Annotated in this window: 21 protein-coding genes; 8 read left to right on the top strand and 13 right to left on the bottom strand. The window is 50.4% G+C overall.

Annotation, left to right across the window (positions count from 1 at the left end; all coding sequences use genetic code 11):
- The first annotated feature begins 25 nt into the window (after positions 1 to 25).
- Both B5D63_RS09190 and B5D63_RS09185 read left to right on the top strand, forming a co-directional pair.
- The gene (locus tag B5D63_RS09190) at positions 26 to 616 is read left to right on the top strand and encodes a Crp/Fnr family transcriptional regulator (protein WP_078668404.1); all 591 of its coding nucleotides are present in this window, start codon (positions 26 to 28) and stop codon (positions 614 to 616) included.
- Positions 617 to 702: 86 nt separating this feature from the next.
- Positions 703 to 1,158: a DoxX family protein gene (locus B5D63_RS09185; RefSeq protein ID WP_235021488.1), complete on the top strand. Its 456-nt coding sequence runs from the start codon at positions 703 to 705 to the stop codon at positions 1,156 to 1,158.
- 70 nt (positions 1,159 to 1,228) lie between these two features.
- Here B5D63_RS09185 and B5D63_RS09180 read toward each other — a convergent pair whose 3' ends face one another.
- The 3 genes from B5D63_RS09180 to B5D63_RS09170 form a co-directional block, all read right to left on the bottom strand.
- Positions 1,229 to 2,323 carry a hypothetical protein gene (locus B5D63_RS09180; protein ID WP_143312825.1) on the bottom strand — a complete coding sequence of 365 codons (1,095 nt, stop codon included), beginning with the start codon at positions 2,321 to 2,323 and terminating at the stop codon, positions 1,229 to 1,231.
- 307 nt (positions 2,324 to 2,630) lie between these two features.
- A complete protein-coding gene (locus tag B5D63_RS09175) occupies positions 2,631 to 3,365 on the bottom strand; it encodes a DNRLRE domain-containing protein (protein WP_078668402.1) in 735 nt (244 codons plus the stop codon).
- Positions 3,366 to 3,469: 104 nt separating this feature from the next.
- Positions 3,470 to 4,117, bottom strand: coding sequence for a hypothetical protein (locus B5D63_RS09170; RefSeq protein WP_143312824.1), 648 nt, complete (start codon positions 4,115 to 4,117; stop codon positions 3,470 to 3,472).
- 140 nt (positions 4,118 to 4,257) lie between these two features.
- Between B5D63_RS09170 and B5D63_RS09165 the strand changes: the two genes are divergently transcribed.
- The 3 genes from B5D63_RS09165 (at position 4,258) to B5D63_RS09155 (ending at position 7,292) form a co-directional block, all read left to right on the top strand.
- Positions 4,258 to 5,433: a helix-turn-helix domain-containing protein gene (locus B5D63_RS09165; RefSeq protein WP_200816937.1), complete on the top strand. Its 1,176-nt coding sequence runs from the start codon at positions 4,258 to 4,260 to the stop codon at positions 5,431 to 5,433.
- Positions 5,434 to 5,572: 139 nt separating this feature from the next.
- Positions 5,573 to 6,592, top strand: coding sequence for an alpha/beta fold hydrolase (locus B5D63_RS09160; protein WP_078668400.1), 1,020 nt, complete (start codon positions 5,573 to 5,575; stop codon positions 6,590 to 6,592).
- Between the two features lie 19 nt (positions 6,593 to 6,611).
- On the top strand, positions 6,612 to 7,292 hold the full coding sequence (locus tag B5D63_RS09155; RefSeq protein ID WP_200816936.1) for a hypothetical protein: 681 nt from the start codon (positions 6,612 to 6,614) through the stop codon (positions 7,290 to 7,292).
- A gap of 52 nt (positions 7,293 to 7,344) precedes the next feature.
- On the opposite strand, the gene B5D63_RS09150 is transcribed toward B5D63_RS09155, so the two are convergent.
- From B5D63_RS09150 to B5D63_RS09130, 5 genes are read right to left on the bottom strand one after another with little or no spacing between them, the layout of a single operon-like run.
- Positions 7,345 to 8,055: a HEAT repeat domain-containing protein gene (locus tag B5D63_RS09150; RefSeq protein WP_078668399.1), complete on the bottom strand. Its 711-nt coding sequence runs from the start codon at positions 8,053 to 8,055 to the stop codon at positions 7,345 to 7,347.
- Positions 8,056 to 8,086: 31 nt separating this feature from the next.
- Positions 8,087 to 8,758, bottom strand: a complete 672-nt coding sequence (locus tag B5D63_RS09145; protein WP_078668398.1) for a response regulator — start codon at positions 8,756 to 8,758, stop codon at positions 8,087 to 8,089.
- Positions 8,759 to 8,767: 9 nt separating this feature from the next.
- Complete coding sequence (locus B5D63_RS09140) at positions 8,768 to 9,559, bottom strand: sensor histidine kinase (RefSeq protein ID WP_159455952.1); 792 nt, start codon at positions 9,557 to 9,559, stop codon at positions 8,768 to 8,770.
- A complete protein-coding gene (locus B5D63_RS34975; RefSeq protein WP_159455951.1) occupies positions 9,538 to 10,188 on the bottom strand; it encodes a hypothetical protein in 651 nt (216 codons plus the stop codon). The genes B5D63_RS09140 and B5D63_RS34975 overlap by 22 nt, the downstream gene beginning before the upstream one ends.
- Positions 10,189 to 10,191: 3 nt before the next feature.
- Complete coding sequence (locus tag B5D63_RS09130; RefSeq protein ID WP_143312822.1) at positions 10,192 to 10,764, bottom strand: hypothetical protein; 573 nt, start codon at positions 10,762 to 10,764, stop codon at positions 10,192 to 10,194.
- 282 nt (positions 10,765 to 11,046) lie between these two features.
- Between B5D63_RS09130 and B5D63_RS09125 the strand changes: the two genes are divergently transcribed.
- The gene (locus B5D63_RS09125) at positions 11,047 to 12,588 is read left to right on the top strand and encodes a TULIP family P47-like protein (RefSeq protein WP_078668394.1); all 1,542 of its coding nucleotides are present in this window, start codon (positions 11,047 to 11,049) and stop codon (positions 12,586 to 12,588) included.
- Between the two features lie 60 nt (positions 12,589 to 12,648).
- Positions 12,649 to 13,935, top strand: a complete 1,287-nt coding sequence (locus tag B5D63_RS09120) for a TULIP family P47-like protein (protein WP_078668393.1) — start codon at positions 12,649 to 12,651, stop codon at positions 13,933 to 13,935.
- Positions 13,936 to 13,988: 53 nt separating this feature from the next.
- Here the strand turns inward: B5D63_RS09120 and B5D63_RS09115 are convergent, their stop codons facing one another.
- Both B5D63_RS09115 and B5D63_RS09110 read right to left on the bottom strand, forming a co-directional pair.
- The gene (locus B5D63_RS09115) at positions 13,989 to 14,759 is read right to left on the bottom strand and encodes a DUF3592 domain-containing protein (protein WP_078668392.1); all 771 of its coding nucleotides are present in this window, start codon (positions 14,757 to 14,759) and stop codon (positions 13,989 to 13,991) included.
- Between the two features lie 90 nt (positions 14,760 to 14,849).
- The gene (locus B5D63_RS09110) at positions 14,850 to 17,021 is read right to left on the bottom strand and encodes an outer membrane protein assembly factor BamB family protein (RefSeq protein WP_078668595.1); all 2,172 of its coding nucleotides are present in this window, start codon (positions 17,019 to 17,021) and stop codon (positions 14,850 to 14,852) included.
- A 420-nt stretch (positions 17,022 to 17,441) separates the two neighbouring features.
- Between B5D63_RS09110 and B5D63_RS09105 the strand changes: the two genes are divergently transcribed.
- Complete coding sequence (locus B5D63_RS09105; protein ID WP_078668391.1) at positions 17,442 to 19,166, top strand: peptide MFS transporter; 1,725 nt, start codon at positions 17,442 to 17,444, stop codon at positions 19,164 to 19,166.
- Between the two features lie 98 nt (positions 19,167 to 19,264).
- On the opposite strand, the gene B5D63_RS09100 is transcribed toward B5D63_RS09105, so the two are convergent.
- Genes B5D63_RS09100 through B5D63_RS09090 form a run of 3 tightly spaced genes read right to left on the bottom strand, consistent with a single transcriptional unit; the run spans position 19,265 to position 23,018 of the window.
- On the bottom strand, positions 19,265 to 20,602 hold the full coding sequence (locus B5D63_RS09100; protein WP_235021487.1) for a GH36-type glycosyl hydrolase domain-containing protein: 1,338 nt from the start codon (positions 20,600 to 20,602) through the stop codon (positions 19,265 to 19,267).
- A 17-nt stretch (positions 20,603 to 20,619) separates the two neighbouring features.
- Positions 20,620 to 21,822: a DUF4998 domain-containing protein gene (locus tag B5D63_RS09095; protein WP_078668390.1), complete on the bottom strand. Its 1,203-nt coding sequence runs from the start codon at positions 21,820 to 21,822 to the stop codon at positions 20,620 to 20,622.
- Positions 21,823 to 21,848: 26 nt separating this feature from the next.
- On the bottom strand, positions 21,849 to 23,018 hold the full coding sequence (locus tag B5D63_RS09090) for a DUF5000 domain-containing lipoprotein (RefSeq protein WP_078668389.1): 1,170 nt from the start codon (positions 23,016 to 23,018) through the stop codon (positions 21,849 to 21,851).

Here is a 23,018-nt window from a genome sequence, read left to right as displayed (position 1 = left end):
GCTATTCAACCATAAAGCCACGGAGATGCATACCACCCTACTCGCCCATATCGATCAGCATGTAAGCCTGTCGGACCAGGAAAAGGAACTTGTCTGTACAGCCATGGCCACCAAAAAAGTACGGCGGCGACAATACCTGTTGCAGGAAGGAGCAGTCTGTCAGCATGATTATTTTGTGCTCGACGGATGCCTGCGCCAGTACGAGGTGGGAGAAAATGAAAAAGAGAATATTGTGCAGTTTGCCTTTGAAAACTGGTGGATGTCAGACTGGTTCAGCATGCTCTCAGGCACCCCTTCGGTCTATAATATCGATGCGCTGGAAGACAGCACCGTACTGGTGATTGAAAAGGAAGCGCTGAACCAGCTGTTCATAGCTGTTCCTGCCATGGATATCTATTTCCGGAATATACTGCTGCAGGCCTATGCCTGGCTGCAGCGCCGCACCCTTTACCTGCAGAAACCCGCAGAGGAAAGATATGCCTCCCTTGTAAAACATTATAGCTGGTTTGAACAACGGGTATCGCAACAGCACATTGCTTCTTTTCTCGGTATTACGCGGGAAACACTCAGCCGCCTGAAAGCGCAGCAGATCAAATCTTCCCGTGGCGACCAGTGAGAAATATCACAGGTTTATTTTACCAAATGTCACACCGCCAACTGAACAATCCTGTTCAACTTTGTACATCATAAAACGCAATAAAAATGTACAAAGAATTTATGCAATGGGCATTGTCCAGCGATGACAGCTGGGCAGGACTGATATTAAGACTCACATTGGGCCTTGTACTTTTCCCGCATGTGGCGCAAAAACTTTTCGGGTGGTTCAACGGGCCGGGCCTCCGGGGTGAAATGCAATACATGACCACCAAAGCAGGTCTTCCCGTATGGCTGGCCGTTGCCGCCATCACGGTGGAGTGCGTGGGGGCGTTCCTGTTACTTACCGGAACGGGTACACGATTTGCGGCCGCAGGCATATTTTGTCTGTTCATCGGCATGATCCTCGTCGTACACGCTCCCAATGGATTTTTCATGAACTGGTTTGGCAAGGTCCCCTCCGGTGCAGAAGGTTTCGAATACCATCTGCTGGTACTGGGCATCTGCATTGTTATCATGATACAAGGCGGGGGAAAATATGCGATCGATAAATTATTGCAATGATATCCGGCATGAGCAACAATGCCGCGACATAAAAAGACAGCGGCCAGGATATTTCCGGCCGCTGTCTTTTTTACAATTTAAAGTCTACTTTCAGTATCCGGTTTACCTCTGTATCTGCTCCCGCCGTATTCATGACGCTATAATAAACCGGAACACCCGTATATTGAAAAGGGGTTTTCGTCAGAATGTTCACATATTCCTTCAGCCTGTCGTACCCGTTAAGATTGTCTTTTGATACTTTATCCGCCGACGTATGCCGATAATAAACGCGTGCTTTTGCCTGTCTCAGCAGCTCAATGTCCTCAGCGGTTTCAGTGCCGTCAAGTGTCCGGTTCATGGCCGGTCTCAGTTTATCCTCCGGGGTATCGGCTTCGAGGAATACATATACCTCGTGGCCGTAAGAGACGGATGAGATGATCCCTTTATCCGCCGCATTCGTCGCATAGTAATTTTTGTACCGTTGTAATCCGTCGTTATAATCAAAATAGATAGTGTGGTAAGTACCTACAGAATAAACCATGCATCCTGTCTTCTTTTCCAGTGCTGCATGTGAAGCAGCGGGGACCATTTGCTGCACAGGTATCGGATCAAAATGCCTGGCCGTCAATGTACCGGGGAAAGCCAGGGACAAGGTGGCGTAGTCCGTAAAAGTGACTGCCCTGCCGCTACCCAGCGCAGAGATGGGACCTTTATTTTCCCGGAACCAGTACCGGAGCACGCCGTCCACCGCTGCTTTTGATGCGGCAACAACGGTATCGCCCTTTTTAATAGCCGGCACCGTTGTAAATATTTTCACCTGCTGATTATCCGGGCCCGGTAAAAATTCCAGTTCATCTGTTTTGAACTTAACTGCATTGATGGTATTTCCGGGAAACAGGTTATCATTGTTGAACCGAAACCATCCGGCGCCATACTTAATAAAAAAACTGACACCTGCGCTGTCCTGCCAAACGCTGTCCCGCACAATATTATTCACCGCCCATTTTCTGATCGCATTGGCTAACGAATCCATCCTGACTTTTTTTGCTTTACCCGTTGCAGCAGGATCGATGGGCGTTACCGGGGTTGGAGGACCAGGGTCCACGGGCCTGACAGGCGTTTCTTTTTTCCCGCAGGAAACTACCGTCATTATAACAAACAATGCTACAGCATACCTCAGTATCATAAAATTTCAGATTAAACCATTGTATTCAAGGGCGGCACATCACACGTCCTGACAAAGAAGCCTTGTTTCTCCCCGTTAAAGACACCGAAAGGTACCTCACAGGTGCAGCAGGCAGCTATTTTTCTTCAGGCATCGCCTCAACAGCAAACACTACAGTCAAAGTCTGTGCCGCCCTGACGCATAATTATCATGTAAGGACCGGTTGAGCAACGTTTAACAAAAAAGTTTAAGCGTGTCCGTTATTAAACACCCATGGCCGGACAATCCGGCCATGGGTGTTGTTAGTTCATGTTTCGCCCGGAACGGATTAATTGTACTGGATGATCAAAGTGGGTCTTCTCGCCACATCCACATTGGTGGAGCCACAGAAAATACGGATGTTGTAATGGTCACCCTCCGATTGTAACTGGATCATCAGCCCCAGCGGCCCCATCTGGTTTGCGTCTGATACCAACTGTCTTACAATAGCGGTAACATCGACGGCTTCGTCACGAAACGTCTGGTTGGTATGAGGCACCAGTACCTGATTGGCCGTAGTGACTGCCGGTTGGTTAAACCAATTGAACTGCCCCATTGTAGTCATGCTCAGCGGAGTGGTAATTCTCCTGACAAAAAAAGCGTTGTTGCTGCCGTAGTTGGCATCATGTTGATTGCCGTTACCTACCGGGTTGCGGTCTGAATAAAGCATCAGCGTGGCAGATTTAATCAGAGACGGATCTCCGGACGGTAGGGGCACCGAAGTTACAAAGTAGCTTCTGTATGTATACCATACAGCGGAAACTGTCCAGTTGCCAGCAATGAACTGGCGGTAAAGATAAGCACTGCCATCCGTATTCGCGTTTCCGAACAGCAGACCGGTGTTCTCTTCAAAGAAACCACGGGGGGAAATCATCTGCAGGGTATCAGGTTTTCTTTTTCCGGTAGCTTCAATAAGCTGATTTTTGTTGGCGACAGGAGATGAATTGTCTTTTTTACAGCTGGTAATAGCGGCAACAGCCAACAATGCGAACGCAGGCAGCCGCAAAAGGAACGGGAATTTCATAATGCTTGAATTTTGGTTATTGTTAGAGAATGGGTCGAAAAAAACAATACCTTAAAATAGTACAAGCATTTTTGGGAAGCGGTGTTTTTTTAGACATGGAAAGTTCAAACCCCTTCCTGGTTCAAAATATATTCCAGCAGCTGGTCTTCATCTTTAAAATCACTCTTTTTAAAATGCTGCCGGTATTGTTTATTCACAAACTTCAGCAGGGATTCCTTGCTGTAGTTGAGATATGGAATACCTTCCACCTTTTTATCATTCTTTAAAACGGCAATGACATAATAGGAATCAACGGAACCGTTTGTCATGTTATCGTAGCTGCTATACCAAGTATTATCGTTATCGTAACTTCTGAACAGCACGGACACATCTTTTCTGTTTTTAATTACCTGCCATATGTTTCCATCGTAGCGGCGATAAACCAGCGAGTCTTTGTTATCGCCAGACCTGATGACCGCCCTGTTGATCAGACCGAGGGGAATAAAAGTAGTGCCGCTGTCCGGCTCATGCCGTCCTACCCGGAAACCGGATTGATAATTGATGCCATTGAACCGGGCGATGCCGGTCACCTGCTGGTTTTCCAGTGTATCCAATTCCTGGTTTTTATGGATAGGCGTCTTGTACACCACGAAGGAGCCATTCCCGTTAAGGTGGCCTTTTCTCGGTGTATGGTTAGGGTAAACACAGGAGGAGCAAAACAATACGAAAGTTGCCAGCATCCACAGACGGTTGTTACGGGCTCGGGAAAACATACGGGACTTTTTTTTAAAATTCAGGAACATTTTTGATCTGACGCGCCCCATATGATCTTATCATGAAAAGATGCCACTGACATCACTAATTCTCCCATTTTCAATATATTGCAAACATCGTTGATATAACTGTTTGTATTATGGAGTCAATAACCGCGCTGTGGGGTTGGAATATTTTATATTTAACCGGAATTATCATCACCTTCTTTCTATCCTCCCTGCTGTTTATCAAAAAAAGAAAAAACAATGCAGACTACCTGCTGGCTGCCTGGCTGCTCGTTTTAGGTATTCATTTACTATTGTTTTATCTGACGCACAGCGGGCGATACCTGCAATGGCCATACCTGCTGGGCTTCGAGATCCCTATGCCGCTGCTTCACGGCCCTTTCCTGTATCTCTACACTGCCGAGCTGACCGGCCAGTTGCCCGAAAGGAAGCGATGGTTGCTCCATTTTTTTCCTGCCGGCGTAGCCTATGCAGCCATTATGCCTTTTTTATTGCTTTCGCTCAATAATAAAATAGATGTCTACCTGCATGAAGGGAGGGGGTACGAAACGCTGATGCAATATATACTGTTCGCTATTTATCTCTCCGGGGTGACCTATGTGGTACTTTCTCTTTTTTTACTGCGAAAGCACCGGCAACGTATCCTGCACCAGTTTTCAGACACCGAAAAGATCAACCTCAACTGGCTGCGGTACCTTATCATCGGCATAGCCGTCATATGGCTGGCTGTGTTATTGAGCAAAGATACCGCCATTTATACGCTGGCAGTGGTGCTGGTATTGTTCATCAGCTATTTCGGCATCCGGCAGGTAGGGATATTGGACCATCATGCGGGCAGCGTGGCGCCATTGATAGCACCCGAAGCCGTATGGGCAGCCCATCCGGAGACAGCCCCCAACGATTCCCCGGACCAGGAAGAACAGGTAAAATACCAGAAATCGAGGTTGCCGCAGGAAACTATTGACCGGATACAGGAACAGCTCTCGCGGGTGATGGCACAGGAAGAACTGTTCAAAGACCCGTCCCTGACATTGGGAGACCTGAGCAAACGGCTACAGGTACACCCTAATAGCCTGTCGCAGGTGATCAACCTGGCGGAAGGGAAAACTTTTTACGACTATGTTAACTTACTCCGGGTAGCAGCTTTTGAAAAACAACTGGCCCATTCCGGGAATGAAAAATATACGCTCCTCTCCCTTGCTTTTGATTGTGGTTTTAACTCGAAAGCATCGTTTAACCGGAACTTTAAAAAGTACCGCGGGGTCACGCCCACCGAGTACCAGAAACAACAGAACAACGAGCGTTCTTAAAGGTACCAACGCCCAGGGAGCAGTATCATTCCTCATAAAACACTATAAAACAGCCACTTAAAAAAGGTATCATCCCCCATATTGAAGCGCCCGCGCATGGAAAGCGACAGACCTTAGCGGCATCATTCAAACACAAAAAATGGTGCTCAAAAACAATCTTTCTGTCCTGTCGTTCGCGGCCGTTCTCCTGTTGACCTCTTGCTCCACAGAAGACAGGACTATCGACGGTGTCGGCAACCTGGTGCCCAGGACCGTTGATCAGGATGCCAACCTCCCGGCCATACAGGCCAACAACGCCCGGCTGCACGCCGAAGCGTCCGGACCGGCCAACGGAACCATGGTGGTGGTGCTGCATGGCGGTCCCGGAGGCGACTACCGTTATCTCTTACCCTGTAAAGACCTCGCACAACAAGGCTACCGGGTAGTCCTATACGATCAGCGCGGGTCCGGCCTCTCCCAGCGTTTTCCTAAAAAAAGTTACACCGCTCACGGTGCCGGTGCTATGGACGTCATGTACGATGACCTGAGCGCTGTCATCGCGCATTACCGTACCAGTCCCACGCAAAAAGTAGTACTGCTGGGCCATTCCTGGGGAGGTATCCTCGCCTCCGGGTACGCCGGCAAACATCCGGACAACATACAGGGCGTTATTGCCTGTGAAGCGGGCGGCCTGAAATGGGACGACATAAAAGCCTATGTAAAAGATTCCCGTTCTTTTAAATTATGGGGAGAGCTGCTGAACGACGCCGCTTTTCTGGATCAGTTCATCACCGGTAAGGAAGACCAGCATGAAGTACTGGACTATAAAATGTCGCTGCTGGTATCCAGAAATGATATTACCGGAGAAGGCACCATCGACCCTTCCGTCTCCTGGCGTAACGGCGCCGTTATAATGGATGCGCTTTTTGACGTGGGAGATACTTACCACATCGATTTTTCTGCCGGGCTTGACCGTTTCAAAAAGCCTGTCCTGTTTTTTCACAGCGAAAACAACAAGGCCTACCCCGACACCTGGGCGAAACAAATAACCAACGCATATCCTTCCGTCAGGCTGGTCAAAGTTCCCGGCGTGGGGCACGATGGCATTATTACCAACCACAAAGCCTGGACAGAAACAACGATGCCGGCCATACTCACTTATCTCCGTTCGCTTCCTTAAAAAACACAACATAGTAACGATGAACCACCCAATAGTGCGCTATATATTATTATTCTCCCTCCTGCTGCCGGCCCATCTCCCGCTCCGGGCGCAGGTCATTAACTGGGGCAACCTGCAGGACGGGCAACGGCATTGGATCAACGCCCATACCGGTGCTCAGTATGGCATGGTATTCGGACTCGGCTACGCTTATCAGCTGGCCGACAGCGAATTCCCCGTCATCGCGAACGCTGCGTATTCGTTTCCTTCCGGCAATAACCTCCTGGACGATTTCAAAGCAAAACTCGGGACACAGGTCCGGCTGTTGCAGATGAACGATTTTCACTTCGCCGTGAAGGCGCACGGGATCTTCAGAGGATATGAAAATGAGCTGGTACGGCTGCTGAACTGGGGCATGGACCTCTCCGGCACCATCGGTTACTACCGGCCTTCCTGGTTTGTGGCCGGCGAAGCAGGGTTCGACAAAGCTATTTCCACCCGCTTCAAACACACAGACACCTATAAAAAACAATACCCGGATGTAAAAGATGGCTGGTACGCCCCCGCTACCGGCGGCAATTTCAACTATGGCTTACAAGGCGGTGTTTCTTTTGGCCGGCATGATATTACCTTAAGCGGCGGCGGTTTGCTACAGGAGGATTTTAAAAAGAAACCGTTATTACCGTTTTATTTGTTGCTGGGATATAACTACCGGTGGTAGGGCTTACAGTGGATACATAGATGGACCAGGGGGCGCTTTCGTGGAGCGCCCTCTATATTTTCAGCTTCATCGCTTTCTCTTTTGCCTTTGCGAGTTGCTCCGTAGTGTTAGCGTGCATATCGGTAGCGTCCAATCCCCATTTTTTACCGCTGATTTCCTGCATAGACACGAGGATGGCGCATTCGGTATGCCATGCATTCTGTGATGACAGTGCATCTCTCAGGATTTGCAAGCAGGTGGCGGCGGCTTCAGGGTGATTAAAACAGAGTTGCATCAGGGCGGTAGCGGCCCAGCTTCTGTTTTCCGGTACCGGGTCATGGGCAAGCAGCGCGGCTATCTGATCGATATCAGAAGGGAGGCCGACCCAACCGATGACAAACAGCGCTTTGGCCCGTAGAACGGCAACAGTGGCAGTTAAATAGTTTCTGGCCAGTCCGGCCGTCTTATCCAGGTGTTTTCCGTTTTTATATTTGTACGTACCGAGAATATGTAGCGCGATAGCCTGCATATGCGGGTCTGGTTCTGCTGTTATCTGTGTCAGCAGGTATAATTCTCCCACCTCTGCTCTTTCGGAAAATTTGCGGCAGATAGTCTCATACAGCTGCGTATCTATAGCTGTTTCTTTGAGCAGCGAGTAGTGAAAGTCCAGGAATTCGGGCGTATTCTGTGTCAGCAGCGCTCTTCCGAATACTATCCGGTCGGCAGTACTGCTGTCGCTGCTGATATGCTGATATGTTTCTTTTAACGTCTGCAGGTCCGTCATCTCAGGTTGATTTGAACGGAAAATACAAAATTCACCTGAGGGAGATGATATTATTCCGGATGGCATACAGCACCAGCCCTGTCACATTGCGGGAACCGGTTTTCTGCAGCAGGTTGTTCCGGTGCCCGTTGACCGTTTTCACGCTGATAAAAAGTTCCTGTGCGATCTCTTCTGCGGTGTATTGTTTACAGACCAGTTGTAATATCTCTTCTTCCCTTTTAGTGATGGAGAGGTTTTGCGGTTTGTTTCGGGGCACTCTTACATTCTTCATCTGTAAGGCTTTCAACGCGCGCTCGTTGATATAGGACCCTTTGGTGTGTACGGCGATGATGGCTTCCTGTACTTCCCGCGGACCGCTGTCTTTCACCAGGTAGCCATGGGCCCCGCATTGTATCAGCTGGTTGATGAAATGTTCATCGTCATGGACCGACAGGATAAGGATCTTCATGTCGGGGTAAGCGTCCGTCAGCGCCAGTGTCACCTGCTGACCGCCGTATTCGCGGTCGCCGTCAGGCGGCAGCGAGAGGTCTACCAGCATCACATCCGGGAGAACGGCGACCTGCCGCAGCTTGTCCAATACAGAATACCCATCGGCAGATTCAAATGTCACCTGCATGTCCTGCCAGGTGCTGATAATGGCTTTCATCCCTTCCCGGAAAAGGGCCTGATCTTCCACGAGCCCTATGTAGATCTCTTTTTTCATATCAAAGTATTATGCTGCTAATATGATCCGTACAATGGCGTAGTATCCGCCGGATTCCAGGTTCCCCATTTCCAGCTTTCCGCCGAGCGCATTCACCCGGCCTTCGATGCTCTTGAGCCCAAGCCCTTTGCCGGCAGTTCCTTCCGGCAGCCCGCAGCCATCGTCTGCATAGTTACAGACCACTTCTTCGCCACGGTGGAACAGATCTATCCTGATAGCTTTGGCGCCGGCATGTTTGATGGTATTGTTGATCATCTCCATAATAATACGGAACAGGCCCAGGTTCACCAGCCAGGGCAGGTCATCCATGTAATCATCGCAATTGAGCGCTATTGTGATATCGCCGGCTTTGTTGAACTGTTCTGTTACCGAATGCAATGCTGCCGGCAGGCCGAAAGATTCCAGTTGCGGTGGCATCAGGCGGTGACTGATACTTCTTACACTGGAGAGCGCCGTCTCCGACAGTGTGCGCACCTGCAGCAGCCCTTCCTGCAGCGGCGTGCCCTCAGCGCTTTGTTGTTCCAGCACCATAAGATGCATACGCATAATAGACATGACCGCTCCCAGCTCATCGTGAAGGTCATGCGCAATACGTTTGCGTTCTTCTTCCTGCGCCTGGATATTGGACCGCAGCAGGTCCTGCTGGTAGCTGCTCTTCAGGGCTTCGCGCTTCAGTTTCTGATCGGACAGGTTCTTTTGAAAATGCAGGTTCAGGAACACCACGCCGATACCGATGATAAACACGATAACCGCCAGCGGCAGCAGCGCATTAATAAAGCTCAGGTCTTTGATCGTTTCCATAGGCCGATAAAAAAACAGGTGTACATCACCATAGAAAAAAATGCGTGAAACATCCAGGCGGATAAATTCAGGCCTCTGCTGAAAGCAGTCGTAATCACAGAACCAAAATAAAAGATCAGTATACTGGATGAATAATAGATAAACAATCCAGAGTTGATCCAGTGAAGGCTTTTGATATTGGGACCACTGGTTTCTTTTACGATGTCGCTCAGGAAAAAGCGGTACGTAAACAGCGCCAGGATCACAATCAGGATAGATTCGACAGTTAATGCGATAGAGTTGAAAGTATGCACAGGTTGAATGAACAGCGAGTTGGTAATAGAAAAGAGCAGGAACAATATGGCGATGAGCCATATTATTCCCGCGTCTATGAATCCGTTGAGCAAGGTGTTATAGAACCATGCCAGGCAAAGGAATCCGGCAGCTACATAAATGTGCAGCAGCGGCATGTTGTTTTTGCTGGCGAACCAGAAGGCCAGCGAAATAAACTGGATGACGCCTGACAGGAAAAGGAACCACGAGAACACTTTCAGCTCCCGGGGCAGGGTGCGGTATTGTGCCGCCGCATATACAACGGTGAGCAGAATAGGCACGTGTGATAACACGATGATAATTTCTGAAGCGCTCATAGGCTAACGGTCTGCTTTGAGGGTAGGCGCTGTGGGGCAGGTTTTCGGGCAGGGCGCGTTGAGGTCCAGCACGTATTTATCGTCTTCAGCGATGGCGGTTGAATCGAGCGGCACAATGATGGGATTAGCATTTTTGTTAAGGATCACGTCGCGCCCTGCGTCCCATTTGGCGGGATTTTTACCCTGCAGGCAGGCATTGGCCACCGGCACGATATAGAGTTTAAAGCCCACTTTATCCTGAAACCCGAGGTATACCCGGATGTGCTTGAACCGGCACATGGCGGAGTCGGCAAGGTTTGTTGGCATGCCCATGGCCGCCAGCAGGTCTACCGCGCGGATCGTATAGGATTGAACCGGTGGGATTCCGTCCCAGTGTTTACGGCAAAGGCTGTCGTACGAGTGAATGTTACGGCGGGCCGTTACCAGGTTGGCCAGTACGCGCCCAACATCATCGTTATTCTGGCTGCACTCTATTTTTGGCGGTGCGTCCGATTGGCGGTTGTCGGGGGATGGGGATTGCTGGCATCCTGCGGCAGCAAGGCCCAGCAGCAGCATGAGGGAGAAAAGGTGCTTCATTTTATAGGATTTATTTTGGGTGATGTTATCTGTACATACAAACGACTGCAATGTAATTACAAAAGCAGGCTGCTGACGCACCGGCTGCGCAAAAACAGGTATAAATACCTGCTTCTTTTTCCAAATCGGATAGTAATACCTGTTTTCAAAAATACTCATTTCTCCGCTTACCATCGTCTGCGATCCGAAGCAATTTTACAGTGTAAAACAGGATGCTTTATGCATACTGCGGGGAAGCCGAAAACCGTACAGAGTAGGTAATCATCGATAAAAACTATTACTATGACGACACAGACATTACCCGCCCTATCCACCTTCCGGGCCTTTCAGGTACCGCAGCTCCACGAGATCGAGCCTGAAATTTTTGTAAAAAAGTATAACCTGCCCAAAGCGGTATTGGCAGCCGAAGCGGATACGCTGGGATGGGATACGGTCAACTCCATCCGGATGCCGATCGTAAATGCCTCCATGGAAAAAAGCGCCAAGTACCCTAAAGAGTTCCACGACCAGATATCCACCAACTGGAGCTTTGGCGGTAAGTTCGGCGCCTGGAAACTGGTACGTGGCGGCTCAGGGGCCATTTTGTTTATGCAGCTGCCGATCCCCGAAGGACACATGGTTTTCGAAAACGACCGGTTAGAGTTTGCTGAGGGCTATGCTACTATCTCTGTTAAGCTCACCTATCTGCCACAACCGCCTGAATCACTGGGAGACAGGGGTAACGGCAAACCCGACGACAATGGCAAGCCGCAGTACCTCGTAACTGACGCTTCCGTCCGCAGCGCTGATGATCCGGCGGTGGTAGTGCAGAACATGGACTATGGCACCCGTAAAGCTACCCCCACCCAAGACGCCCTGTTCAAAGGCGCGCTGGCTATCTGGCTCAACAAAAACCTCGCGCAGTTCACCTACATTTTTACCGTGGTGAACATCAACGCCAATGCGTCAAAAGGCGCCTTCCAATGGCTGAAGCCCACCTATACCAGTTACGCTTATTTCAACGGGGCTACCGATGAGACCAGCTATTTCGGCGTGCTGAACATGACATCGCACGACAGCCCGGAAGGACTCAGCAACCAACTGCCGCCTTCCAGCATCCCCGCAGGCTGCGACTCCGCCCTGCTTATCTCCAGCAAAAAATTCCTCAACAACATGGTGCTGCCGGGCATGAGCACTGCCTTCCCCAAAGCTGCCCAGGGCAACTTCAAGCCCAGCGCAAACAATACGGTGATTGAAAAAGTAGGCGAAGATGTAGAACTGGAGCCTGTCAACATCAATGGTATTAACTACACGCCTTACCTGCAGGATTTCACCTACCAGATCGTGGGCGATGAAATGCAGATTAATTCCAAAATAAAGGTGTCTGTCGGCCTGGGAATAGATGTGTTTGTCCTCACCACCGGGTACTATAAAATTAAGCTGGTCAACAAGCCTGACGGCGGCGGACAGACACTCGACTTCGAAGAGAGCAGGATCCCCAAGATGAACACCTGGAACGAAATTGCCACCTGGGCCATCGTTACCGACGCCATCATTGCCGCTATTACCGGTTGTGCCGCCGGCGTTGCCAAAATGATGCTCAAAGAAACCTTCAAAAGAGTGGTCGCATATATCATCGTAGCCATTATCGTTGGTATCATTGCCGCCATCCCCACCATCATTGCACAGGTAGTGCAAGGCAAAGCTGCAGAGGTGCTCCCCTCCATCGGAGATATGATCGTCGATGCCACCGGTGATATCAAATGGCCGGATTCTACCGGTTTCACCCCTACGAAAGCAGAGATGAACGGCTCCCTGCAGATAGGCGGCATGCTCGCCTCCTGATATCTTCACCGTCACCCGGCTGACAGGCTGTTATCCGGGTGGCTTTAAAAACCTGTTATCATGAATACCTTCGGCTGGGACACCGTATATGTGGTGACCATCGACAAGATCAACGCCTCCCTCCTTTCCAATAAAGAAAAGTTGATATTACAGTTCGATACCCAAAAAAATACTGAATTGCCCGTAAGGGCCATGGGCCGCTTTTCCCACTGGGAGATCGTGCAGGGCGGCTCCGGCGCTATCCTTTACCTTAAGCTGGGCATCAGCGACGGGAAAGCCGCGTTTACCAACACCCATCCCGAGTACGACCTGGCCGGTACCTCGCTGGTAGTGGCCGTACAGCTCGCGATGCTTCCAGGACAGGCGCAGGCCGCATCGGAGGAACTAAAGTTTGATATCCGGAGCGTCGGGCAGATCGGCGATCCTCCGCAACCAGGCAACATCACGCCCGTGGTGTTCCATGACCCCAACGGCAAACTGGACAGCGCGCAACATGCGATACTGATGGTAGCACTATCGAACTACATCATGGAGAACGCCCGGCAGATATCTTATGTCTTCGCCACGATCAACCTCGTACCGCCGTCGACCAACAACTGGCTCACGCCTTTTCGCTCCGCATACGCCTATATGAGCCGCCACAACGCTTCGGGCGCACTGGCCATTCTCAGCGTTACCACCGACCGGAATATAAACGAGCTGCCGCTACAGGTAGACGGCCAGCTGCTATCTCCCGGTTATGATGCCTCGTTCGGTATTTCCAGGGAACTTTTCCTGAAGCATGTGATGATGCCGGCATTGCCTGCCGTATTTGGCAACGGCGCCACATCCGCCTACTTCGTTTACAACGCCGCTACCGGCCACCTGCAAAGCACCCGTGATATCCCCATGAATGGTGTGAAATCCGGTGCTATCACCTACTACCCGGTCCTGTCTTCCTTCCGGCTCACCACCACGGGCGACGGGCTTTTCAGCAACTACGAAGGCTCGTGTGACCTGAAAGCCGGTATCAATATGCGCTTCTGGATAGACCCGAAGAACCAGGCCATCTACGACAGCAACCGTAAAACACTGGACTTCCTCCCCGACCCCAATCCATCGTACCGCAAAGACGTACACATCCCCTGGTACTGGTGGTTCCTCGGACTACTGCCGCGTGCCATCACAGAGATCATCGTGCAAACTGTCAGCAGCAGTATCGCTCAGTCCATGACGGCGGACGTCAGTCAGTATCTTACGCTCACGCGGAAGCCGCCCACCTCCGTGCAGTGGACAGGAACGGAACGGTTGGATATTCAGACGGCATCGCTGAACATGGGGTTTTATATGCAGGGGAATTTGTTATAAATGCCAAAAAGCCCACCATCTGCTTACGCCGACAGTGGGCTTTTCTTATCAGGTTAAGGACGCGCGCGTCTGTCTATCAGCATACGTGCATACCCGAAGAAAGAGCCTGCCAGTACAAGGCAGAAGAACATACATATCGCTACCGCCCATACCGGCATATCAGGCTTCAGTCCCATAAAATAAAGCACAAGGGCATATCCCATCCCACAAAACAGGAACAGCATAGCCAGCGGGAAAATGAAATACAACAACAACGTCATTCCAAATCCCATGTACCGCTTCATCTTGTATCCCATCGCATACAAAACACCGCCTACCGCAAAATATCCTATGACCAGCAACATAACGGAAGCTCCGCCCATCAGCAGGAATTTGCTCCAGGAAAGTTCTTCTACCCGCTCCATGTCCGGTTTATATCCCACAGTAACCATCTCGCCTATTTCAGGTTTGCCGGAAGACGCCACATCGGATTCCATCGTTACCGGCGTACCATCGGCCATATTAAAGGTAACGGTGGCGCGGTACATGATCCTGTGCCTGTTCTTACTGTCTTTACTCTCGAAGCTGGTGTAGTTGATGACCCTGGCCTCATACCGGGGCAACGTCACCGCTTTATAAATGAACCCGCCTAACATGCCTCCGAGGCTAACCGTAAAGGTCAGCAGGCAGAATACCACCAACGACACATACCCAATGCCTATGCAGCCCGACTTTCCTTGCCGGTTGCTTCGTTTCAGTATCTTTATCGCTATAAGAATGGATAAAACTATAATTGCAATGCCTGTCCAGCCATAGCCTGTTATTTGTAGCAAAATGATGCCCATAGGTATTTTTTATTATCGCCGGGCAAACATACAATAATAAATATTTATTTACCCTAACAGGGCATCTCACCGCGGCGGCCATCCACCATTCTATTTCGCCGGTAATGCAAAAGCCACATATGCATCAGATGATTTCCCTCCCCATTTGGAACCTCCGCAGGCAATCACCATATATTGTTTTCCATTAACGGCGTACACCGCCGGGGTGGCAACGCCCGGGGCGGGAAGTTTTGTTTTCCACAGCAAAGCGCCGGTCCGTTTATTGTATGCCCTCATATAGCCATCCGCCGAAGCCCCGATAAACAAAACGCCTCCGGCCGTTGTAACAGGACCACCGTAGTTTTCCCTGCCCGTTTCCGGAATACCTTTTTCTGTCAGTTCCTCAAATTCTCCAAACGGAATTTTCCACAGGTACTCGCCGGAATTCAGGTCAATAGCGTTTAAAGTGCCCCAGGGCGGACTGACAGCCGGATAACCTTCTTTTGTCAGGAATTTATTGTATCCTGTAAATCCATAAAGCAAATGTGGAGGTGCGTCCTGTTTCTCCTTCTTTCCCTTGTACTCCTGAGGTTGCAGTTGTTTCAAATCAAGAATAAAGGCAGCCAAAGCATCTTTCTCCAAAGTATCAAGATGATTGAATCCAGGCATCATTCTCCTTCCTGTTGACAATAATTCGACGAACCGGGAATAGTTATATTTCTTTTCAACTCCCACGATAGACGGGTAGTCGCCCCCTCCCAGCCGTTCGGGCCCATGGCATCCCATACAATTCTGGTTGTAGATGGCTGCGCCGGCCTCCAGCTTAGTCCTCTGCTGTTCCTTGGGAGGGTTGTTGTCAACGATATTTAATACCCATGCCATTTCGTTGGCATTAACGTACAATACATTGGTTTCAGGATCTACAGACGGCCCGCCCCATTCACCACCGCCGTCATACCCGGGAAACACGACTGTTCCTTCCCTGGAGGGAGGCGTGTAAATAGATCCGGCACGGTAACTTCTGAAACGTTTCAGTACATCCTGGTAGGAGGAGTCGTCCACCAGTTGGTTGAGGTCCGCTTCTGTCAGCGTATGCCGGGCAAAAGGTTTCGGCAATACAGGAAAAGGCTGCGTGGGCCACAATTTCTCCTTTGTCAGTGTTGTCGTGGTATCTACGGGTCTTTCTTCTATGGGATAAACGGGCTTGCCCGTTTCCCGGTCCAGTATAAAGAGCAACCCTGTTTTGGTTGATTGCACCACGGCATCTATTGCTTTCCCGTCTTTTTTGATGGTCACCAGAACAGGTGGGGAAGAGAGGTCCATATCCCAAACATCGTGGTGCACTGTCTGAAAATGCCACAGTAACTTCCCCGTAGCGGCATCAAGCGCCAGTATGCAATTTCCGTACAATCCCGCTCCTCTTCGCTGCCCGCCATAAAAATCGCTGGAAGGATTGCCTGTAGGAGCAAACAGTATTCCTCTTTTTTCATCCAGGCTGAAGCCTGACCAGCTATTGGTAGACCCCATATGTTTGTAGGCTGCCGGGTCTTCCCAGGTGTCATACCCCGGCTCACCGGGATAGGGTATGGTATGAAAAATCCATTGCTGCTTCCCTGTTCTTACATCAAATGCTCTTATATGCCCGGGCGTTTCCTCTCCAACAAGCCCGCTCAGGAAAAAGAGGTCTTTGTAAACCATCACCGGCGACGTAGGCGCAACAAACACTTTTGACGAATCTCTGTCCAGCCCGTTTCTCAGGTCAATTCCACCATCGCGCCCGAATGAAGTCACCAGTTTACCTGTTTGCGCATTGACACAAAAAGCAACCGGTCCCACGGTATAAATAATTCTTTTATCATCGCCGTCGGCCCAGTAAGCCACGCCGCGGTTCATATTAACACTGTTCCGGTGCCAGGTTTTATTGGCGATCGTATCGGCAGGGTCAAATGACCATTTCTCCTTTCCGGTAGCCGCATCCACGGCAAACAGCTTCAATTTCGGAGATACGCCGTACAGCACATCATCCACAATAACCGGGTTACATTGCATGGAGCCATACCGGTTGCTATCTTGTTTTTCCGAATAGTATATCCATGCCACCTCCAATTGACCCACATTACTGGTATCAATTTCATTTAAAGAGGAATACCGGATATTACCCTTGCTTCCCCCGGTAACCCTCCAGTCGGCATATTGTTTTGCGTTGCCGGAATTACACGCATGGCAAAGGGAGATGAAAAAAAGCAGCAGCAACAGTTCTCCGCGGTTGATAATATGGGTCATTTTTACCGAATTATGCATAGCTATGAGAATTCACATTTTACGTGAAAATAAAGTCCGGGTAAACATAAAAATATCAAAATTAACTTGTAATGCAGCATTATTGACATGCAGCTGTTCGTGTTGAAGTCAACTGGTATAAAACCGGACCGGGTTATGAAGACGGCGATCCGGGGGTACCCGTTTGGGAAAACGTTCAGGAACATGATCTCCGATGTTCGTTTGCCGAAGTTTTCTACCGGAAAGGACTCACCCCGGTATACTCCTTAAATACCTTGCAGAAATGAGAGGCCGATCCACTATTTTAACAAGCCATAAGGGTTAAAATAAAGGCATATCCCGTCAATTATTGCAAAGCTATATCAGGCAAAGTAATGCATATTTGAAGGAGGACGCAACCTCCTTCAAATATAAAACAGCACTATGCCCGAAACCTCCCGGCCGGCGGCTCATCCCAAAGGCCTTTATATCCTCTTTGCCACCGAGATGTGGGAGCGCTTCAACTACTATGGCATGCGCGCCGTGCTGATCCTGTTCATGACCAAAGCATTGCTGTTCAGCAAAGTGTTTGCCGCGAACCTCTACGGCAGCTATACCGGTCTCATTTACCTTACCCCTTTATTGGGCGGTTACATCGCCGACCGCTACTGGGGCAACAAACGCTCCATCATCACCGGCGGCATCGTGATGGCGGCAGGAGAACTGATCCTGTTTGTCAGCGCCTCGCTGTTTCATCGTTATACCTCCGTCTCGTTGTTATTATTTTTCAGCGGCCTCGGCTGCATGATCGCGGGCAATGGTTTCTTTAAACCGAATATCTCCTCCCTTGTAGGCCAACTGTATCCTGACGGCGATAAGCGCAAAGACACGGCCTATACCATTTTCTACATGGGCATCAATACCGGCGGGGCGCTGGGGCCTATCATATGCGGACTGGCAGGCGATACCGGCAATCCGGCAGACTTCAAATGGGCATTCCTGGCGGGAGGCATCAGTATGGTCCTCAGCGTTGTTGTACAGGTGGTGTTCCATCGGCGGTATGTGACATCGCCGGAGGGTAAGGTACTGGGACTGACACCGGAGCATGTGCCGGCGAAAGCGCTGCAGCCGGCCGTCATCACGGGCGGACTGGCACTCTTCTCCCTGCTGATGATCGGCCTGTTGTACCTCGACGCAAAAGTGATCGGTTACCTCTCCTGGCTGATGCTCGGCGCCGTCATATTCATTGCCGTTACCATTTTCCGGGACCGGACGCTCACCTACATAGAAAAACAGCGGATCAAAGTCATTTTTATCGTATCGTTTTTTGTGATCTTCTTCTGGGCAGCCTTCGAACAAACAGGCGCCTCGCTGACTTTTTTCACCGATGAACAAACCGACAGACAGCTGCACCTGCAAATTCCGGTGTGGGGGCTCCGGCTGCTGTCCGCGGGACTGTTGTACGTATTATACCGTCTTTTCCGGAAGACGCGGAGACAGTTGTCGCAACCGGCAGACCGCCTCTTGCGCGGCACCGTATACGGACTACTATCGCTCTTCGCGGCGGGGATCGCCGGCGTGAACGCCTGGTTGCTGCTGCAGCATAAAAGCACGCTGCTGCTGGAAGAGATACCGCCCAGCCTCTTTCTGTCGCTCGGCTCTATCTATATCGTTTTGTTTGCCCCTTTCTTTGCCTGGCTGTGGCCGCGGCTGGGGAAATACGAACCAACCGCGCCGGTGAAAATGGCGATCGGGTTGCTGCTACTGTCGCTGGGCTATTTATGGATCGCTTTCGGCGTAAGGAACATCGCGCCTGGCACTAAAGTAAGCATCATCTGGATCACGGTGACGTACGCGCTGCATGCATTTGGTGAGTTCTGTCTCTCGCCGATAGGACTATCGCTGGTCAACAAACTGTCTCCGCTTAAATTCTCCTCTTTGCTGATGGCTGTCTGGTTTTTGTCTACAGCGGCAGCTAATAAGTTTGCTGGTGTACTGAGCACCCTCTACCCGGAAAAAGGCAGGACGGTTAGCTTTGCAGGATATGCCATACACAATGCTTACGACTTCTTCCTGCTTTTTGTGGTGATGGCAGGCGTAGCAGCGATCATCCTGCTAATGATATCCAAATGGCTGGCTGCTATGATGGCCAACCCGGATAAAAAATAACATCAAGCTGCCAGCGTAAGACTACGGCGGCCTTGTCATAAAAGTGCACTGAGTCGTTAGGGCACTAAAGGGTATTTACACATCATATTTTAGGCTTACTACTTTGCCCGCTGCGCCCACTTTTTCAGTGCGGCAATGGCATCATAGAACACGCCCGCTTCTCCCCGGAAGTCGCCGGAGCCGGAGGCTTTGCCGTTCTGTACATCATACCATTCGTAAAAACCATTGTTTTTAATCACCCGGTCAAGCATGGGAATGATTTCAGCATAAGCTTCCGCAGGCATGTCCGCATTTATTAAAGCAGGGATCATACGACCACCGAACCAGGTCCAGTCGCCGGCATTCTGGTAAACATAGGCCGCCATATTAGGAAACACTTCCACCGGATATGGGGGATATACCGTCATCCCAATCGTAGCAAATTTCTCTTTTTCCGCTGCGTCCAGAAATTGGTTGTTGATACGCCGGATTTCTTTTTTATCATGCAGTCCGGCCAAAATAGCACAGGTAGTACCACCGGTATACAGGATCCTGTTTTCGTCGAATGTCTTAGGGAACGGGCTTCCGTCCAGGTAAATATGCGGAATGTATTTTCCGGCAGATGCATCCCACAGATGTTTCCGGACATTCTTCCTGATACTTTTGGCAATCTCCTTCCAGTTTTTCTTTACAGCGGCGGCAGCAGGTTTCAACGCCAGGAAGTCGCTGATGGCCGACAGGAACATGGCGTTGTCATAAATATCTATTGCCCATTTGGTTTCTTTGTTAAGCGCTACCCCCCATCCTTTCTCCGGCTGCACATCGCCCCAGTCGATGGTGGTGGCGCCTTTTACCAGGCCATATTCAGCAGACCACCGTTCTGTCAGCACAAAATCCAGGGCTGCCTCCATACGCTGCAGGACTGTCTGATCCCCGATTTTTTCACTAAGGATAGCCCGGTCGCCGGTAGCTTCAATGTATTTCCTCACTGCCTGTATCAGCGACGATTCCTGGTCTGTTTCCACAGTATTCTTGTGGCTGGCCCAGCCGGGAGCCAGGTTGGAGTAGGCGTATTGATAACCGATATTGGCCTGTTTTTCTTTGATAACACCGTCCGGTATATTGCCGTCTGCTCCCTGTACCTTGAAGAAAAGCAGCAACGCCTCTTTCACATCTGCAGGCCGGCGTACTTTCAGGGACCCGTTGATAAACGTATTAAAATCTCTTATCCATATCTCCCCGTACCCTGTGCCGGCGTTAAAACCCGTCAGTATTTTCAGGGCCCTTTCCTGCACGGTGTCCAGGCGGTGGTCTGCCAGTATCTGCCTGGCCAGCGCGGCTTTACCCGGTACTGTCGCCGCTATCCTGCCGGGATAGGACAACAGTTCAATTTTTTCTGTCTGTGCCTGCGCCATGGTGCCCATGAGCAGACATGTTGCTACAAATAGTCGTTTCATCCTCTGTTTTTTTGAATTTAATTTTTACTGTGCGTATAAAACGTGCATTCTCCCATCGTCATAAACTGAGCATTCCCCCAGTTGGTCAGTAACCTGAACCGGTAATAGCGGAACGCGGTTGTTCCTGTGGGCACTGAAAAGGATTCCCCGTTTTTTGCGAAAGCGATGTCATCATCGGTCTGCTGTCCTGTCGGTAAACCGGAAGGCTTCACAGATTCATAGGACCCTATCAGGCTCCAGCTGTTCCAGCTGCCATCCGGCGCAGGGTTATTGCTGCCGTATAGTTCAAACGTTTTTACATTTTCCTGGTTATATAACCTGTCGGCCGCCTGCCATAGCTTAAAACGGCTGAGCGGAGCGGCCGCGCCTGCATCTATCGTAAACCAGCAGGGGATAACAGACTGTGTGGCAAAACCGGGCACATCATAGTTGTTGTCCCAAAGGTAATCTATCAGCCAGCCATAGCCCCCGTCCTTTACATCCGTAGGTAGTGGCAGCACCTTAAAACCGGCTTTGGACAGCTCCCGTTCAAATGCAGGCAGTGTAACAGCCGACGGCTCCGGGTAAAAAAATTCGAAGGCAGTCGTATCCGGTTTATACATGGAGCGGTAGGTCAGCTTTGAACGCTCTGTATAGTCAGGAAGCACCGTACGGGCATCCCCGGGGTGGGCAATTACCTTTTGTGTTGTTCCGCCGGCGCCGACATAGCTCACTTCTATCCCCTGCTCTCCCCCCGCAGGCTCTCCCCAAAGTAAGATGATCTGTTTGCCGTCCGGCGACTGTTCCACCGACTTCAGCGTCCTGTTGACCAGCGTGCCGGCATAACTTTTCCCATAGGCCGTTCCGAAGACATTCACGATCACCGACCTGTTATTGTCTTTGTCATAGGAATAAATAGTGAAATTGTAATTGCCTTCATGCAGCGCTGGTATGAGCACCGGCAACGTATCCTTTCCGCTGTGTTGTTTTACCGGTACCTCCAGGGAATCCGCGTTACTGTTCCAGAAGATCCTGAACTTCGTCACCAGCGGGTCGTTACCAGGCACCAGCAGCAGCTGTATACGTTCGTAACCCGGTTGTACCAGCACCGTATCCACACGTCCGGGATAGGTGATTTCCCCTCCCTCCATATATTTCTTAAAGGCATCTCCTTTGGTACAGGACACGAGCCATACCGAAATGCCCAGCAACCATAAGAAGATGAAACAGCTATATTTCATGTATTGTTTTTTTTCAGGTTGATGTATTACTTGGTATCTCCCCACATCGCGATCTCGTAAAAGTTCACATAGGTCCCGTTCGACCAGTTCTTCAGTGTCTTAAACCGGATGTAGCGTACTTTGGGCGTGTTTAAAGGGAAGGTCACCGTTTGCCCTGCCAGCGCCGCATCTGTATCTGCCTGGGAAAGCTGCCCTTCCGGCAACCCTGAAGGCTTGATCTGCGTAACGGTGGCCAGCAAAGTCCAACTGGCGTCGAAACTGCCATCTGGATTTGGATTATCAGAACCCCATATTTCCACTACGCGGGGATTGTGCAATGAATAATAAAATCCCGGCCGCATATGCCATACCAGCCGGCTCAGTTTCGCACGCTGCCCCATGTCATAGGTAAACCATTGCGGCATTCTCGCAGCATCGCTGGAATGATAAAAACCATTGGTGGTGCTGCCATCGAAAAGGCCGGCGATAGAACCGCCATACCCTATCGGCGCATCTCCGGGCAGTACCAGGCCTTTCATTTTGAGGCGGTCCAGCCTTTGTTCAAAAAGGGGCGTCAGCACCATGTGCATGGTATCGGAGAGATTGCCCCATCTGTCGCGTACATACACGCCAAACTTTGTAGGTACGTCGGGCATATTCCGTGTGGAAAAATCACCTTCCTTCAGGTTGGTGTATTGTGTAGCCACCGGGGAGAACCGGCCCAGCGAATCGTCTGCAAGCACTACGATCGCCAGGTCATCTTCTTCGGGGTTGGTATATCTTACATTGATGCCTCCGAAGTCGGCGCTGGCGGCCAGCGCTTTTCTGACAATCCATACCGGCGGTATCTGCGGACGGACGATGACGGTCACCGGCGGGGAGACATTTTCGCTTTTATCAACTGCATACACTGTGATTTTATACTCGCTGGTATCACCGAAACCGGCAACGGTCAGGTCCCTGTTGTAACGGCTTACTTTTGTTTCACGGACTACGCCGTTGGGAGCCGTATAAAGGGCTTTTACATATAGCAGATCAGCATCCGCGGGAACAGCATAACTTATTTTTGCCGCGCCATGCAGACTTTCCACCACTACGTTGCTCACCGGCCCCGGAGCGGTCTTGTCTTTGAGCACAGGGCCGTTGCTTTCCTGCCTGCAGGCGCCTCCCACCAGGAGGATGATAAAGAGGTGCAGGTAAAAAATTCTTTTTTTCAT

It is taken from the genome of Chitinophaga eiseniae, from assembly GCF_900167135.1.
Classification (GTDB): Bacteria; Bacteroidota; Bacteroidia; order Chitinophagales; family Chitinophagaceae; genus Chitinophaga; species Chitinophaga eiseniae.
This window is presented reverse-complemented; position numbering and strand designations above follow the sequence as displayed.